The organism is Halomonas rhizosphaerae (assembly GCF_030012485.1).
Classification (GTDB): Bacteria; Pseudomonadota; Gammaproteobacteria; order Pseudomonadales; family Halomonadaceae; genus Halomonas; species Halomonas rhizosphaerae.
In genome coordinates this window covers 27775-44125 of sequence record NZ_JASCQQ010000024.1, presented here as the reverse complement: position 1 = coordinate 44125, position 16351 = coordinate 27775, and the positions used below count along the sequence as shown (strand labels likewise).

At 62.9% G+C, this 16351-nt stretch carries 14 protein-coding genes; 10 read left to right on the top strand and 4 right to left on the bottom strand.

Annotated features, from left to right (window positions below; genetic code table 11):
- Positions 1-36: 36 nt before the first annotated feature.
- Both QLQ86_RS10185 and QLQ86_RS10180 read right to left on the bottom strand, forming a co-directional pair.
- A complete protein-coding gene (locus QLQ86_RS10185; protein ID WP_282816831.1) occupies positions 37-528 on the bottom strand; it encodes a universal stress protein in 492 nt (163 codons plus the stop codon).
- Between the two features lie 136 nt (positions 529-664).
- Entirely contained in the window at positions 665-1570 is a 906-nt protein-coding gene (locus QLQ86_RS10180; RefSeq protein ID WP_282816830.1) for a LysR substrate-binding domain-containing protein, read from the bottom strand.
- Between the two features lie 213 nt (positions 1571-1783).
- On the opposite strand from QLQ86_RS10180, the gene cuyA reads away from it, so the two are divergent.
- The 10 genes from cuyA (at position 1784) to QLQ86_RS10130 (ending at position 11787) form a co-directional block, all read left to right on the top strand.
- On the top strand, positions 1784-2797 hold the full coding sequence (gene cuyA / locus QLQ86_RS10175) for a D-cysteate sulfo-lyase (RefSeq protein ID WP_282816829.1): 1014 nt from the start codon (positions 1784-1786) through the stop codon (positions 2795-2797).
- A 98-nt stretch (positions 2798-2895) separates the two neighbouring features.
- Positions 2896-4212: a histidinol dehydrogenase gene (hisD, locus tag QLQ86_RS10170; RefSeq protein ID WP_282816828.1), complete on the top strand. Its 1317-nt coding sequence runs from the start codon at positions 2896-2898 to the stop codon at positions 4210-4212.
- A gap of 10 nt (positions 4213-4222) precedes the next feature.
- A complete protein-coding gene (locus QLQ86_RS10165; protein ID WP_282816827.1) occupies positions 4223-5431 on the top strand; it encodes a DegT/DnrJ/EryC1/StrS family aminotransferase in 1209 nt (402 codons plus the stop codon).
- 31 nt (positions 5432-5462) lie between these two features.
- Positions 5463-6452 carry a TRAP transporter substrate-binding protein gene (locus QLQ86_RS10160; protein ID WP_282816826.1) on the top strand — a complete coding sequence of 330 codons (990 nt, stop codon included), beginning with the start codon at positions 5463-5465 and terminating at the stop codon, positions 6450-6452.
- A 74-nt stretch (positions 6453-6526) separates the two neighbouring features.
- The gene (locus tag QLQ86_RS10155) at positions 6527-7087 is read left to right on the top strand and encodes a TRAP transporter small permease (RefSeq protein WP_282816825.1); all 561 of its coding nucleotides are present in this window, start codon (positions 6527-6529) and stop codon (positions 7085-7087) included.
- A 5-nt stretch (positions 7088-7092) separates the two neighbouring features.
- A complete protein-coding gene (locus QLQ86_RS10150; protein WP_282816824.1) occupies positions 7093-8373 on the top strand; it encodes a TRAP transporter large permease in 1281 nt (426 codons plus the stop codon).
- A gap of 21 nt (positions 8374-8394) precedes the next feature.
- Positions 8395-9144 carry a cysteate racemase gene (cuyB, locus tag QLQ86_RS10145; RefSeq protein ID WP_282816823.1) on the top strand — a complete coding sequence of 250 codons (750 nt, stop codon included), beginning with the start codon at positions 8395-8397 and terminating at the stop codon, positions 9142-9144.
- Between the two features lie 153 nt (positions 9145-9297).
- The gene (locus QLQ86_RS10140; RefSeq protein WP_282816822.1) at positions 9298-10353 is read left to right on the top strand and encodes a YeiH family protein; all 1056 of its coding nucleotides are present in this window, start codon (positions 9298-9300) and stop codon (positions 10351-10353) included.
- Positions 10354-10638: 285 nt separating this feature from the next.
- Positions 10639-11199, top strand: a complete 561-nt coding sequence (locus QLQ86_RS10135; RefSeq protein ID WP_282816821.1) for a flavin reductase family protein — start codon at positions 10639-10641, stop codon at positions 11197-11199.
- 162 nt (positions 11200-11361) lie between these two features.
- A complete protein-coding gene (locus tag QLQ86_RS10130; protein ID WP_282816820.1) occupies positions 11362-11787 on the top strand; it encodes a DUF3617 domain-containing protein in 426 nt (141 codons plus the stop codon).
- A gap of 70 nt (positions 11788-11857) precedes the next feature.
- On the opposite strand, the gene QLQ86_RS10125 is transcribed toward QLQ86_RS10130, so the two are convergent.
- Complete coding sequence (locus QLQ86_RS10125; RefSeq protein ID WP_282816819.1) at positions 11858-14971, bottom strand: efflux RND transporter permease subunit; 3114 nt, start codon at positions 14969-14971, stop codon at positions 11858-11860.
- Positions 14971-16062: an efflux RND transporter periplasmic adaptor subunit gene (locus QLQ86_RS10120; protein ID WP_282816818.1), complete on the bottom strand. Its 1092-nt coding sequence runs from the start codon at positions 16060-16062 to the stop codon at positions 14971-14973. Before QLQ86_RS10120 ends, QLQ86_RS10125 begins: the two co-directional genes overlap by 1 nt.
- Positions 16063-16351: the final 289 nt, after the last annotated feature.

Genomic DNA, 16351 nt, shown 5'->3' with positions numbered 1-16351 from the left:
TGCACGACTTGATGGGGTGGAGACCCCTGCAGAGCGTCAGTCATGGCAAGGCGGCACCACGACTACTGGAACCCGAGAACGCTTGATCACGCCCTTGGTGATCTTGCCGGCATAGGTGGCCGAGAAGTTACGCTTGTTGGCCGCGAGCACGATCATGTCACTGCCGGCGCGCGTAGCGAAGTCGGTGATCACCGAAGCGGGATAGCCTTCCAGTACGCTGCGTGTCATTTCCCCATCCCCGAACTCCTCACGCAGGTCGGGATGTCGTGACCAGAAGGTCTCGATCTGTTCATCAAGTACCTCGCCGGCCTCCTTGAGGCGTCGTTCCCTTAGGCTCTCGAGTATTCCCCGGTCCGGAATGTTATCCCTGAGGGTGTTCACGACATCATCGGACAGGGACTTGACTGCATGCAGGACGTCAAGCTTGGCTCCGGTGGCAACGGCAAGTCCCACGGCGTGTGACAGCACCTTATCGCTGTCGGTTCTCAGTCCCACGCAGCATAAGATGCGACGGATACCATGGCTCATGATGCTTCCTCCGTAGGCACGGCAGCGGTGCTCCGCGCAGTGGTATCAGTGGTGATTGGTGAGATCTAGCTTAGCGTACACGGCAATCCGTGCCGACCGTCGTAGGTAGTCGGGGCCATCAGCGAGATGTTCTCGGTCATACCATCGGTGGTCGATCATGTATCAGCTTCCATAGCGTATCCACTGATGTCGTATCGACGTCGGGCTGCCGGTAACAGGCGACGACCAGCCTGGGACCTCCCAGCATATCCACCAGGGAGATCAGTTTGCCCGCTATCAGGTCCTCCTCGATCAGACCGTTTGGCAGCCAGCCGATACCCAGACCTGCGAGGGTCAGCTCGCGTATGCCAAGCGTGAAGGAGGTCTCGCAGACCAGTTCGGTATCGTAACGACGTTGGAGATTGTGCAGGTAAGGGCTGGCCAGGACGCTGCCCAGGAAGCTGTCCACGTCATACCCGATCAGCGGCAGGTGTGTCCTGTTCTCGAGATCGAACAGGGGACGCCCCAGCCGGTCAGTGGCACATACGGGAATCAGCTGCTCCGTCCCCATCGGAACGCGCTCTATCTCCTCGCGATCAAGGAACAGCTGAGAGCCCTCCAGTTCACTGCATAACAGCAAGTCAGCCTCACCTCGCTGGAAGTTGCGGATACAGTCACTGCGATCCGATGAACGGACCTGCAGGCGCGCTTCGGGGGCGCGTTGGCGGAAATAGCGCAATAGCCGGGGGAGATAGCTAACAGTGAGCGTGTGCTGTGTGGTGAGGATTGCTCGTGGACCATGTATTGCATCCGCTCGGATGCGACTGCGCATGGCGTAGAGACTAGCCAGCCAATCTCGCATGGTTGCTTCATAGGCTTGTGCATGGGACGTAAGCGACAGTCGTGCCGAGTGGCGATCGATCAGTTCAACGCCCAGCCACTCCTCCAACTGCCGGATACGACGGGAGAAAGCCGGCTGGGTGACGTGCCGCAACTCGGCGGCCTGGGAAAACGTGCCTGCTTCAATCAGCGCAAGAAAGTCTTCAATCCACTCAATTTTCATCTGAATCTTCCGGTGAAGCCCGATGTGGAAGTGGTATCTGCGTGATATGCAATAATTTAATCGCCGCTGAGTATCTTGGCATTGGTTCGTGCCAAGCGCCCCGTACTAGTGTTGAGACAGACCGGTCAGAGGCGGACGGTGGTTCGCCAGACTATCAACGACGGTCATTCCGAGAGCACGCTTATGCAACAAATTACTCGCCTGGAGGCTCGTATGCACCTTTCCCGCTTTCCCCGTGTCCGGCTCGGCCACATGCCGACTCCTCTTGAGCCCATGGACAACCTGAGCCGTCTTCTGGGTGGTCCGCGTCTCTGGATCAAGCGTGACGATTGTACGGGGCTCTCCACCGGCGGCAACAAGACTCGCAAGCTCGAGTTCCTGATGGCCGATGCCCTCGAGAAAGGTGCAGACACGATCATCACTCAAGGTGCGACTCAGTCAAATCATGCCCGTCAGACCGTGGCGGCAGCCTGCAAGCTGGGTCTGGGGTGCCACATCCTTCTCGAGGATCGCACCGGAAGCCACGACCCCGCCTACAACTACAACGGCAACGTCTTCCTTGACCAGCTGCACGGTGCCACCGTCGAGAAGCGCCCCGGCGGTGCCGACATGGCGGCCGAGATGGAAACCCTGGCCGAGCAGCTGAAGGGCGAGGGCAAGACCCCTTACATCATTCCCGGTGGCGGCTCCAACGAGATCGGCGCCCTGGGCTATGTCAATGCGGCCCTGGAATTGCTGGCCCAGGCCAATGATATGGGCCTGCAGATCGACCACCTGGTGCACGCGACCGGCAGCGCCGGCACCCAGGCCGGCCTCGTGACCGGCCTGGCCGCCTGCAACTCTGGCATCCCGGTGCTCGGCGTTGGTGTCCGAGCACCCAGGGACAAGCAGGAGGCCAATGTCTTCGCGCTGGCCCAGAAGACGGAAGCCAAGCTAGGCCTCAGTGGTGTGGTTTCCCGCGAGCACGTGGTAGCCAACTGCGACTACGTCGGTGAGGGCTACGGCATCCCCACTGAGAGCATGGTCGAGGCCGTCACGCTGCTGGCCCGTCATGAGGGCATCCTGCTCGACCCGGTCTACTCCGGCAAGGGCATGGCGGGCCTGATCGATCTGATCCGCAAGGGCCAGTTCAAGGAAGGCGAAAACGTGGTGTTCCTTCACACCGGGGGCAGTGTCGCGCTGTTCGGTTACCCCGATGCCTTCGGGTTCCCCGACTACCAGGCGTGATGTCCGGCCTATGCCGCCAGAAGGCACCACTCCCCGGGGCCGCATCCCAGGGGATTCCACCAGTAACACAAGCCGTTAGCTCCATTGCGGAGAACATAATGACAATTCGACATCTCAAGTCTGCCGAGGGCGCCGAAGGCGTCGCAGCCGAGGATCAACGGGTGACCACTGCGGTGCGTCAGATGCTCGACGATATTCGCGAGCGTGGCGAGCAGGCCGTGCGTGAGTACGCCGAGAAGTTCGACGGTTGGACGGGCGATTTTGTCCTGAGCGACGAGAAGCGCCAGCGTCTCATCGACAGCGTTCCCCAGTCGGTCAAGGACGACATCGACTTCGCACACCGACAGATCCGCCGCTTCGCCGAGGCGCAGCGCGATAGCCTGATCTCCTTCGAGATCGAGACCGAGCCCGGCGTATTGCTCGGGCAGCGGGTGCTGCCGGTCGGCTGTGCCGGCTGCTACATCCCGGGCGGGCGCTATGCGCATGCGGCCTCGGCGTTGATGAGTGTTGCAACGGCCAAGGCAGCCGGAGTACCTCACGTGGTGGCCTGTTCACCGCCCCGGGGTGACAGCATCAACCCGGCCGTGGTGTATGCCCTGCATGTCGCCGGTGCCGACATGATCATCGAGATGGGCGGCGTCCACGCCATGGCGAGCATGGCCTTCGGCCTCTTCGGAGGACGTGAGGCCGATATCCTGGTCGGCCCGGGGAATGCCTACGTGGCCGAGGCGAAGCGCCTGCTGTTCGGGCAGGTCGGCATCGACGTCTTTGCCGGTCCGACCGAATCTGCCGTCATCGCCGACGACACGGCGGATCCCATGTCCATTGCCGTCGATCTGGTTTCCCAGGCCGAGCATGGTACCAATTCGCCGGTGTGGTTGTTCACCACGAGCGAGGCCCTGGGGCGCAGGGTCATCGAGCTGGTGCCCAAGGTCGCCGACGATATGCCCAATGCCGACGTGATCCATGCTGCCTGGCGCGATCATGGCGAGGTGATCCTGGGGGACAGTCGCGAGGAGATTGTCGAGGTCAGTGATCGTTACGCCTGCGAGCATCTGCAGGTGCTGTGCGAGGACCTCGGCTGGTGGAAGGAGCACCTGAGCAACTACGGCTCGCTGTTTCTCGGCGAGGGTAGCACCGTGACCCATGGCGACAAGTGCTCGGGCACGAACCACATTCTGCCGACCAAGCGCGCCGGTCGTTACAGCGGTGGCCTGAACGTGCACAAGTTCATGAAGGTGCTGACCACCCAGCAGCTGAGCGAGGAAGCCAATCGCACCTTCAGTGCCGTGGGGTCACGCATTTCCCGCGTCGAGGGGATGGAAGGCCACGCACGCGCCTGCGACTGGCGCCTGACCAAGTACTTCCCCGACGAGCAGTGGGATTTCCCCGTCTACCACCAGCAGCGCTACTGAGGCAGGTCACATGCGCCGTTTCTCGAAATCCTTTACCCAGCAGGAGCCGATCTCCGAGGCCGCGATCGAAGCCGCGGTGGCGGTGATGCGCACTGGTCGACTGCATCGCTACAACCTGGTCGAAGGGGAGAAGGGAGAGACCGCCCTGCTGGAGAATGAATTTGCCGATAGCCTGGGAGTTCCCTACGTCCTGGCCTGTGCCTCCGGGGGGTATGCCCTCCAGCTTGCGCTGCGTGCCTGTGGGCTCCAGCGCGGGGATGCAGTGCTGTGCAACGCCTTCACGCTGTCACCGGTGCCGGGCAGCATCCATGCGGCGGGTGGCGAGGCCGTGCTGGTGGACATCCTCGAGGATACCACCGTCGATCCCGATGACCTCGACGCTGCAGCGAAGGAAACAGGAGCCCGCTTCTTCATGCTCTCGCACATGCGCGGCCATATCGGCGACATGGACGCCATCATGGCCGTGTGTGAGGCCCATGGGATCACCCTGATCGAGGACTGTGCCCATACGATGGGGGCCACCTTCGACGGCAACCCGAGCGGTACCTTTGGCAAGGTGGGCTGCTTCAGCACCCAGACCTACAAGCATCTCAACTCCGGCGAGGGTGGTCTGCTGAGCACGGAGGATCCCGAGGTGATGCGACGCGCCGTGATCATGTCAGGATCCTACATGCTCTACGACCGTCACCTGGCGGCACCGGATGCAGAGACCTTCAGCGAGACGCGTCTGGTGACGCCGAACATGAGCGGGCGGATGGACAACCTGCGGGCGGCGATCCTGCGCCCGCAGCTGGCCGAGCTCGAGTCTCGCAGGCAGCGCTGGAATACGCTCTATCGTCGCCTGGAAGCGGGCCTTGCCGAGATGGCTCCGGTCCTGACTATTCCACGGGACGAGAAGGAGGGCTTCGTCGGCAGTTCGATCCAGTTCAAGCTGCCGTCCCTTGCCCACGAGGAGATCGCACGGTTCGTCTCCGGCTGTGAGGCGCGCGGCATTCCACTCAAGTGGTACGGCAAGGCGTTGCCGGAGGATTACACCAGCCGATACGACAGCTGGGGCTATCTCTCCGCGCCCCGTCCTCTGCCGAATGCAGATCGCATACTGGCCACGCTATGTGACTTGAGGCTTCCGTTGACTTTTGATGAAGGGGACTGTGACGACATCGCCCAGTTGATGGGCGACGCCATGGATCAGGCAACCGACAAGACTACCACCGCGTAGTACCAACCCGATAAAGATTGGAGTGACAACAATGTTCAAGAAAACTCTCTTGGCCTCCGCTGTTCTTGCCACCCTGACCGCGCATGCCGCCCAGGCAGAGACCACTTTCAAGGTCGGCATGGGGGATCCGATGGATTCTGACCAGGGGGCGCTGGCACAGCGTTTCGAGGAACTGGTCGAAGAACTCTCTGGGGGCGAGATGCAGGTCGAGCTGTTTCCCGGTGGGCAACTCGGCTCCGAGACGGGAATGATCCAGGATACCCGTATCGGCAAGCTCGATTTCGCCCTGATCGGCGTGGGCAACTTGACCCCTTATGCCCCGCGCCTCGGTGCCTTGACCATGCCCTACGCGATCCGCAGCCACGCCGATGCAGTCAAGGCCACCACGGGGCCGCTGGCGGACCGCTGGAATGCGATCGCCGAAGAGGAGGCAGGTGTACATATCGTAAGCTGGCTTTATTCCAACTTCCGCTACTTGACCAACTCCGAGCGTCCGGTTACCACGTTAGACGACCTCCAGGGCCTCAAAATTCGCTTGCCGCAGAACGAGATCATGCTGGCCACTTACAAGGCCTGGGGCGCCAGCCCGATCAGTATGTCCTGGCCAGAGGTGTTCACTGGACTTCAGCAGGGTGTGATCGACGGTCAGGACAATCCCTACATCGTCAACTACACGATGAAGTTTCACGAAGTACAGGACTACCTCACTGAAGTGCACTATCAGTATTCGCTTCAGCCGATCGTGATGGGCGTCAGGACTTACGAGAAGCTTAGCGACGAAGAACGCGCGATCATCGACCGGGCCGGTCTTGAAGCTCAGCTCTATGCGCTGCAGTTCCAGCTGACCGAAGCCTCCAAGGCTCGCGCGGGTATGGAAGCCGAAGGTGTCGAGGTGTCGACCCTGGAAGATGAGGATGAGTGGATTCGGATTGCAAAGGAAGAGGTCTGGCCTGAGTTCTATGACGAAATTGGTGGCCAGGAAGCCTTCGAGGAAATGCAAAAGGCATTGGGTCACGAATGAGACCAGGCCGGGTGACGATCCGTCACCCGGCTTAATCCTCTCCATTCACCACTCCGCCGGGGAAGGAGGCTTTCGTGTTAGCAAAGCTGCTCAATCATATCGAAGACTACGCCTGCCGCTTCCTGCTCGGGGTGTTCGTCGTACTGCTGTTCATTCAGGTGGTCATGCGTGTGACGCTTGGCATCGGCACGGCATGGATCGAGGAGTTGGCTCGCTACGCCTTCATCTGGTTCGTATTCCTTGGGGCCGCCCATGCGGCTCACCTGAGTGCACATAACCGGTTGCAGATTCACATCAACTTGCTGCCAAAACGAGTCGCCAATACGCTGTTGCTGCTGGTCGACTTGATCTGGGTGGGTTTCTGCCTGGTACTGGCGTGGAATAGTTTTAGCCTGATTGGTCTGCTGCTGGATTTCCCGTATCACTCTCCTGCCCTTGGCTGGTCTCTTGCCTATGTCTACTTTGTCTTTCCAATCGCCTTCGTGCTGATGGCCTTTCGTGTCCTGCAAGTCCAGTACATGAAATTGGTCAAGGGCATCGAGCCTGGTGATGTGGAGCAACAAGAAGTCAGCAAGATTACTGATGGGGATTCCCATGCCAGCGTGGACTCCTCCTCGAACAAGCCAAAGAGGTAAGCACCATGGCCGCAACGCTACTGTTTTCCATGTTCGGGGCACTGCTACTTTTCGGTGCACCTATTGTGGTGGCCCTCGGGGTTGCCTCCATGGCGGTTTACATCCTCAACGGGGATGATATCAGCTCGTTGATTGAATTGGCCTTCTCTGCTATCAATTCGTTTCCCCTCATGGCACTTCCCTCGTTTATTCTCGCGGGCGCCTTGATGGGGGATGCAGGTATTGCCCGACGCTTGATCTATATCGCTGAAGAGTTGGCAGGGCCTGCGGCCGGTGGGCTGGGCGCGGCAGCGGTGATGGCCTGCATGTTCTTTGGTGCCATTTCCGGTTCCGGGCCTGCTACGACGGCCGCTGTCGGGATGCTGGTGATTCCTGCAATGATTGAGCGAGGCTACGGTCGTAGCTATCCCGCGGCAATCACCGCTACTGCTGGGGGGCTCGGGGTTGTGATCCCTCCCAGCATGCCGCTGGTAATTTACGGCGTAACTGCCAATGAATCCATCTCTGCGCTGTTCATTGCAGGGGTGATCCCTGGTGTGATCCTGGGAATGGGGCTGATGGTGGCCAACTACATCACCGCTAAACGAAACGGCTATCAGACCGAAGGCACGGGTTACGACTGGAAACGCATCATTAAGGTCCTGAAGGATGGGTTCTGGTCGCTCATGGCTCCAGTGGTGATCCTGGGCGGTATCTATTCGGGAATGTTCACACCTACTGAAGCAGCGGTGGTCTCCATCTTCTATGCCCTTTTCGTCGGGATCTTTATCCACAAGGAATCGTCGCTTCGTGGGCTCAATGAGGCCTTTCAGAATACCACTTGGCTGACCGGGCGAGTGCTCATCATCATGTTCACCGCCACCGCCTTCGGTCGAATCCTGGTCGAGAATCATATCCCGGCCATGATTGCTCAGGGCATCCTTCAGATCACCGACAGCCTGTGGCTGGTCTGGGTGCTGGTGATCGGCTTCCTGCTGATCGTGGGAATGTTCATCGAGATCCTTGCCACCATAATGATCGTCACCCCGGTGCTACTGCCCGTGATGGTGGAGTTGGGCGTAGATCCGATCCACTTCGGTATCGTCCTGGTGGTCAGCCTCGGCATCGGGTTTTCCACCCCGCCCTTGGGAGAGAACATGTTCATCAGCTCCAGTATCGCCAACGTGTCCATCGAACGCATTTCGGTACGCGCCATTCCGCTCGTTGGTTCCATGGTGGTGATTGATCTTTTGTTGGCGTTCTTTCCTCAGATCTCTCTGTGGCTGCCCACAGTGCTTGGCTATTGATAATGAATGGATGGGTAACCGATGACGACTCACAACCACGATTCTGATGCTCACCATCCGGACCGGCATATCATGGTCGGGGTGCTGGGGGGAATGGGGCCCGATGCGACCGTCGCCTTCATGCAGAGGGTCATCGATGCCACCCCCGCCGAGGATGATATCGATCATGTGCACCTGTTGGTGGACAACAACCCCAAGGTGCCATCACGTATCAAGGCGTTGATCGATGGGGACGGCGAGAACCCGGGCCCGGCCATCGCTGACATGGCGCGTCGTCTCGAGCAGGCCGGCGCCGCCTTCCTGGTGATGCCGTGCAACACCGCTCACTACTATTGGCAGTACGCCCAGGACGCCGTCGCTATCCCGGTCTGGCACATCGTCGAGTTGACGCTGGACACCATCGCCCGTCGGATTCCTGGTGCCAAAGTCGGCATGCTCTGTTCGCCAGCGTTACGCAAAATAGGTCTCTATGAGGGATTCGCTGAGGCGCGAGGTCTCTCTTTGGTGTATCCCGATGACGAAGCCTCGGTGCTTGAGGTGATTCGCGCCGTTAAACGGGGGCAGGGGCGACATCCAGACACGCCTGCTGCTTTAACACGTGCCGCCGACGACCTCAAGGCCCGCGGGGCAAATGTGCTGGTGCTGGCCTGTACCGAGCTCTCGGTCATCCAGGATGTGCTCGATGTCTCTGTGCCCGTGATAGATACCGTCCAGGTCCTGGCCGAGCAGGTGGTGGCCGCCGCGGAGGGAGCAGACGTCCCTAAACCCTAAGTGTCATCCGAGAAGTCCAGCCGACTGGGCATGGTGACCCGCGACCGCAACTCATTCTTTCTCGATTCGTTGAGTATCCTTCCAACCCGTCTGGCGTATGTCGGAGAGGGGTCAGGTTGCTCGTCTAGCGAACGGGATCACGAGAGAAGGCAAATGAAACCCCAGATCTTCAACATGTCGTCTGCGGAATGGCGATCTCGTGTCGTCCTGCGGCTCGGCAGCTTCCGCGCCATCGGCCGTGGCCTGCTGGTGTGCGTCACCATTGCCCTGGCTACCACCTTCATCGCCGATCACTATGGTGGGCCGACGCTGCTCTACGCCCTGCTGTTCGGCATGTCACTGCACTTCCTGAGTGAAGAGGGGCGTTGCCGTGAGGGCATCGAGTTTGCCGCTCGCACCGTGCTGCGGTTGGGGGTGGCGTTGTTGGGAGCACGCATGACGCTGGAGCAGGTCGGGGACCTGGGACTTGGTCCCGTGCTCACTGTGGTGGGATCTGTGGCGCTGGTCATCGTCGTGGGAGCAGTCCTGGCCAGAGTGCTGGGCCTGACCCGCGACCTTGGACTCTTGACCGGCGGCGCCGTCGCTATTTGCGGTGCATCGGCGGCCCTGGCCCTGTCGGCGGTGATGCCTCGCGATCAGACCAGCGAGCGTAACACCATCCTTACGGTGGTTGGGGTAACCACGCTCTCGACCATGGCGATGGTGACCTATCCGCTGATCGCCGGGGCTCTGGAGCTTGCCAATGCCCAGGCGGGGATCTTCCTGGGGGGCACCATCCACGACGTGGCCCAGGTAGTGGGAGCCGGCTACATGATCTCGGAGCAGACGGGTGACATCTCGACGCTGGTCAAGTTGGTGCGGGTTGCCATGCTGGTGCCGGCGGTCATGGTTTTCATGTGGCTGTTTCGCGCGTCGCGCCAGGAGGAAGGAGCGACGACAAAGGTGCCGATGCTGCCGGGCTTCCTGGTAGGCTTCGTGGTACTGGTGGTGATCAACAGCCTGGGATTCATTCCCGAGACGGTGAACGAGGGGATGTCTACCCTGTCCCGCTGGTGCCTTGTCACCGCCATCGCGGCGCTGGGCATCAAGACATCGTTCCAGAAGCTGGCGGTGGTGGGGTGGAAGCCGGTGATCCTGATGGCTCTCGAGACCGTGCTTCTGCTGGTCGTGGTGCTGGGCGCGGTAATACTGTGGGGGCTAGGTACCTGACGCTTGCTGGAGCTGTCGAATGCTGCCGCAGGTCGTGGGCATCGACTTGGCCGCTGGTACGCAGCGCCACAACGTGGGGCGCTGCCCCGGGCATGAGTTCGAGCATCGTCGTCTCCCTTGAAGGTACCTTTTTCAGCATAGCCCGCCGGTCTGGACCCTGGATCTGTGGCGGGCGCCATCGCGCTGGCAGGGCCGCGCCGTGGTGGCCAGACTGTAGCGGGGGAGGGTCACCGGAGAAGGGCGCCGGGGCCGGAGTTCTCGTTTCCACTCCAGGGGGAGAAGCCGATGCGTGACGATGTCGAGAAGGTTGCCGTGCCGCTGGACCGGGTGCGCCGTTACCTGGAGCCTGGCCCCATCGTGCTGGTCTCCTCGGCCTGGCGGGGCGAGCGCAATATCATGACACTGGGCTGGCATACCGTGATGGCTTTCTCGCCCTCCCTGGTCGGCTGCGTCATCTCCTCCGGCAATCACAGCTTCGACCTGGTGCGCCGTAGCAGGACGTGCGTCATCAACCTGCCGACCACGGCCTTGACCGACCAGGTGATCGGGATCGGCAACAGCAGCGGCGCCGAGATCGACAAGTTCGGCCATTTCGACCTGACCGCGTCCCCGGCAATGGCCGTGGAGGCGCCCCTGATCGAGGAGTGCCATGCCCACTTCGAGTGCCGACTCGTCGATGACAGCCTGGTCGACCGCCATGACTTCTTCATCTGGGAAGTGGTGGCGGCCCAGGCCCGGGCGACGCCGGCCTATCCCGAGACGCTGCACTATACGGGCGACGGTGTCTTCATGGTCGCCGGCGAGATCATCGACCGGCAGAGCCAGTTCCTGTCGCAGATGCTGTGAGGGGACCATCGCCATCGGCAGCATCCGCTCCGGCATGGGGTAAGGGGCTCGCCCCGTCGCCTCTCCCGAGCGGGGCCGCATTGGGCATGGACGTCGATTGGGCTATGCTGGGCTTCATGCCGAGGGCGTGGCATGCCACCCATCACCAGGGAGAGATTTTCCATGTCGTTCCGTCCCCTTCTTGCCGGCCTGCTGTTCGCGCTGCCGCTGGCGGCCATTGCCGAGTCTCCGAACATCGAGCCGGGCCAGTGGGAGTTCACCAGCAACACCTCCGTGCAGGGTGACCTGCCGATCCCCGACCAGACCGAGACCCATCAGGAGTGCATAGCCCAGGGCGACATCGACGACGAGGAGTTCAGTTTCATCCAGGAAGAAGAAGGCTGCGAGCTGCTCGAGCACGAGGTCACGGTCGACGGGCTGGACTACCGCATGGTCTGCCGTGCCGAGGACGGCGAGGCCGATATTATCGGCCGCATGGACTTCCTCGGTGAGCGCGTAGAGGGCAACGTCGACATCCTGGTCGACTCGCCCGTAGGTGAGATGAAGATGACCACGACCATGGAGGGACGACGCATCGGGGATTGCTGAATCCTCGTCCCGACTCCAACGACGAAGGCCACCCCGCGGGGTGGCCTTCGTCGTTGGTTTGCCCGCCCGGTCAATAGCCGGCGGGCGTCTCGCCCAACTCCCGTTCCAGGCGGCGTGCCACGTCGCCCGGAGAACCGGTGCGCCGCGCCAGCAGGTCGTAGGCGACCGGAACCACGAAGAGGGTGAAGAGGGTGGCAGCGGCCAGGCCACAGAGGATCACGGTGCCGATCACTAGTCGGGTCTCGGCGCCGGCGCCACTGGAGACGATCAGCGGCACAGCGCCGGCCATGGTGGTCACCGCGGTCATCACGATGGGGCGCAGCCGGGTCACGGCAGCTTCCACCAGGGCCTCGTGGAAGGCCACGCCCTGGTCGCGCAGCTGGTTGGCGAATTCCACGATCAGGATGCCGTTCTTGGCGGCGAGCCCCACCAGCATCACCAGCCCCACCTGGCTGTAGATGTTCAGCGACTGCCCGGTGAGGTAGAGCCCCAGCAGGGCACCACAGATCGCCAGGGGCACGGTGAGCATGATCACGAAGGGATGCACGAAGCTCTCGAACTGCCCGGCCAGCACCAGGAAGACCACCAGGATGCCCAGCCCCAGCAGGAAGCTGGTAGCACCGCTGGCCTCCTGGTAGTCCCGGGAGGCCCCCTTGAGGTCGGTCTGGGCCTCGGGGGGAAGGATCTCGTCCACCGTGGCTTCCAGGTAGGCCAGAGCCTCGCCGAGCGGATAGCCGCTTTCCAGGTCGGCCTGCACGGTGATGGCGCGGATGCGGTTGAAGCGATTGAGGGTGCTCGGCCCGGCGAAGTCAGTGAGAGAGACCAGGTTACCCAGGGGAATCAGCTCGCCGGTGCGCTCCGAGCGCACCCGGATATTCTCCAGGGCCGAGGGACTGGGCCGGGCACCGGGTTCCCCCTCGAGGATCACGTCGTACTCCTCGCCGTCGTCCACGTAGCGGGTCACGCTGCGTCCGCCCAGCAGCGTCTCCAAGGTCCGGCCGATCTCCGTGATGGTGACCCCCAGGTCGGCGGCGCGAGTGTAGTCGATGTCCACGCGCAGCTGGGGCTGGTTCTCCTCGTAGTCGCTGTCCAGGCCGGTCAGCCGCGGATTGTCCTCACGGACGTGCGCCATCAGGGTGTCGCGCCACTCGGCCAGCTGCTCATAGGTGCCGCCCCCCAGCACGAACTGCACGGGCTTCTCGACGCTTGACCCGAAGCCCTGCCGCATCACCGGGAAGGCACGCACCCCGGGCAGGTCGCCGACCGTCTGGCGCACCTCGTCCATGATCGCCCAGGCCGAACGCCGGCTGCCCCAGTCGGCCAGGTTGACGATCACGAAGCCGCTGTTGAAGTTCTCGATGTTCCCCCACCCGCGCGGCGCGCGGACCACCACGCGCTCGATCTCCCCGGCTTCCACCATGGGCAGCAGCCGGGCCTCGATCTCGTCCATGTAGTCGAGCATGTAGTCGTAGGTGGCGCCTGGCGGGCCGTTGACCAGCACCCAGAAGTTGCCGCGGTCCTCCCTGGGAGTGTACTCGTTGGGCAGCTCGCCGTTCAGCCATACCATGCCGCCGATGATGCCGAGGAACAGCGCCAGGACCAGCAGGCGCAGCTTGAGGACCCGCTCGAGCAGCCGGCGATAGACGCAGCGCGAGTGTTCCAGCACCCACTGCACGCCATGGGCCAGTCGCCCCTCGTGCATGTCCGCCTTGAGGATCTTGGAGGCCATCATCGGCGTCAGGGTCAGCGCCAGCAGGCTGGAGATGGCCACGGCCGCGGCCAGGGTCAGGGCGAACTCCGAGAAGAGCCGGCCGATGTCGCCCTGCAGGAAGCTCAGCGGCACGAACACCGCGATCAGCACCAGGGTGGTGGCGATCACCGCGAAGGCGATCTGGCGAGTGCCGCGGAAGGCGGCCACCAGCGGGGTCTCGCCGTGGTCGTGCATGCGGCGGTGGATGTTCTCCAGCACCACGATGGCGTCGTCGACGATCAGCCCGATGGCCAGCACCAGCGCCAGCAGGGTCAGCAGGTTGATGGTGAAGCCCATCACCGCCAGGGCGGCGAAGGTGCCGATCAGGGCGATGGGTACCGTGACCGCCGGGATCAGGGTGGTGCGCAGGTTGCCGAGGAACAGGAAGATCGCCACCACCACCAGGCCCATGGCGATGAACAGAGTCTGCACCACCTGGGAAATGGCGCCGGAGACGAACACCGAAGAATCGAAGTTGAGGCGCAGCTTCATGCCCTCTGGCAGGGTATCCTGCAAGCGCCCCATCTCCGCCTGTACCCCCTTGGAGATCTCCAGCACGTTGGCAGTGGACTGCTTCATCATGCCCAGCCCCACCATGGGGGTGCCGTTGCCACGGAAGATAGTGCGCTCCTCCACGGCCCCGATCTCGACTCGGGCCACATCGCCCAGGCGCACCAGGTAGCCGTCGCGTCCCTGGTCGAGCACCAGGTGTCGGAAGTCCTCGGGGGTGGCGAAGTTGCGTGGCAGGCGCACGATGAACTGGCGCTCCCGCGACTCGATGGCCCCGCCGGGCAGTTCCACGTTCTCGGCGCGCAGGGCATCCTCCACGTCACCGGCGGTCAGGTCGCGGGCCGCCAGGGCATCGGCATTCAGCCAGACCCGCATGGCATACTCTTGCCCCCCGCCGATCCTGACCTGGGAGACCCCGGGCAGCACCGAAAAGCGGTCCACCAGGTAGCGGTTGGCGTAGTCGGTGAGCTCGGCCATGGAGTAGCCCTCACCGGACAGCGACAGCCAGATCACCACGTCGGAGCTGGAATCGGCCTTCCGCACCTCCGGCGGGTCCGCTTCCTCGGGCAGGTTGTCCAGCGAGCCCGAGATGCGGTCGCGGATGTCGTTGGCGGCCGCATCGATGTCCATGTCCAGGCCGAACTCCACGCTGATGCTGGAGCGGCCGTCCTCGCTGGAGGAGGAGATCACCTCGATGCCGGAGACGCCGGAGATGCGATCCTCCAGCACCTGGGTGATGCGCGTCTCGACCACGCTGGCCGAGGCACCGGGGTAGCGGGTGTCGATGCCGACTACCGGCGGATCGATGGAGGGGTATTCCTGCAGCGGCAGGCGCTGCAGGGCCAGCAGCCCGAAGGCCACGATCAGGGCCGCCAGCACTACCGCTAGCACCGGCCGCTGGACGGAAACGTCGGAGAGACGCATCAGCCGTTCGCCTCCGCGGCGTCACGCCCACGGCGCAGCAGCTCGGGGATGCTGGTCTCGTCATCGAGGACCCCCAGCAGGCGAGTCGGTTGGCCGTCGCGTACGCGTTCGGTGCCATGGGCCACCACCAGTTCGCCGGCCTCGAGTCCCTCGAGCACCTCCACCTCGCCCTCACGTCGGGCACCGATGACCACCCGACGCCGTTCGACCCGGTACTGGTCCGCCTCGTCCAGCACCAGCACGAATTGACGTTCTCCCTGGGGAATCAGCGCCGATTCGGGCATAACCAGGGTCTCCCGCGGGGCGCGCTCGACCACGACCCGCATCAACATGCCGGGTCGCAGGCGGTGATCGGGATTCTCGAGCGCGGCACGCACCGTGACGCTGCGGCTGACCGGGTCGACGCGGGCGCCGATGGTGGCGACCTCGCCCGCGAAGGTGGTGTCAGGAAAGGCGCCGCTGACCGCGGTCAGTGGCAGGCCTGGCGCCACCTGCCCCAGGGCGAGCTCGGGCAGGGTGAAGTCGAGCTTCATGGTGTCCAGCTTGTCCAGGGTGACCAGTTCCGTGCCCGGGGAGACGAGGGCGCCGACGCTGACATCGCGAAATCCCACCACGCCGTCGAAGGGGGCCATGATGCGGTAGTCGGCCAGCCGGGCCTCCAGGGCCTGGATCTCCGCCTCGGCCTGGCGAAGCCGCGATCGGGCATCCTCCACATCGGCCCGCGGCGCCAGGTTGCGATTCTGCAGCTGCGCCAGGCGGTTCACGGCATTGCGGCGTTCGTCACGCAGCGCCTGGGCGGCCCGTAGGTCGGCCTGGGCCTCGTCATCGGCCAGCCGCACCAGCAACTGGCCGGCCTCGACGGTGTCGCCATCGCGGAAGTTCAGTTCGCGGATGGTGTCGGTGACGGTGGCCGAGAGCGTCACGCTCTCGTCGGCGTGCAGGGTGCCCAGGGCATCGAGGGGGTCGGACCAGGCCGCCATGCTGGCGCGGGCGGCGATCACCGCGGTGGGCTGCTGCGCGGCCAGCATCGGGGAAAGCATCACTGCTGCTAAGCCGAGCAGCAGGAGCAGGCGAGTACGCGATGGGATCATGGAGTGGTCGTTCTTGTCGGTGAGCGATGAGCGGGCGCCCGGTCCGTCGGGTCGCTTCCCTGAAGCCTAAACGCCTGGCAGCGAGAGAGTGTGACAACAATGCACAAGCTGGCGGCGTCTATCACCGTCAATGTACAAGAGTTGTACATGGTGAGGCAATCACCGCCGCCATGGGCCTCCGGCGCCACATTGGTGCTGCGGCGCAAGATACTCCTAGGATGCTGCAAGATACTCCAAGCGTAACTGAATGGTAACGGCAATGCTCAGTCACGTGAGCGCAGGGACTCCC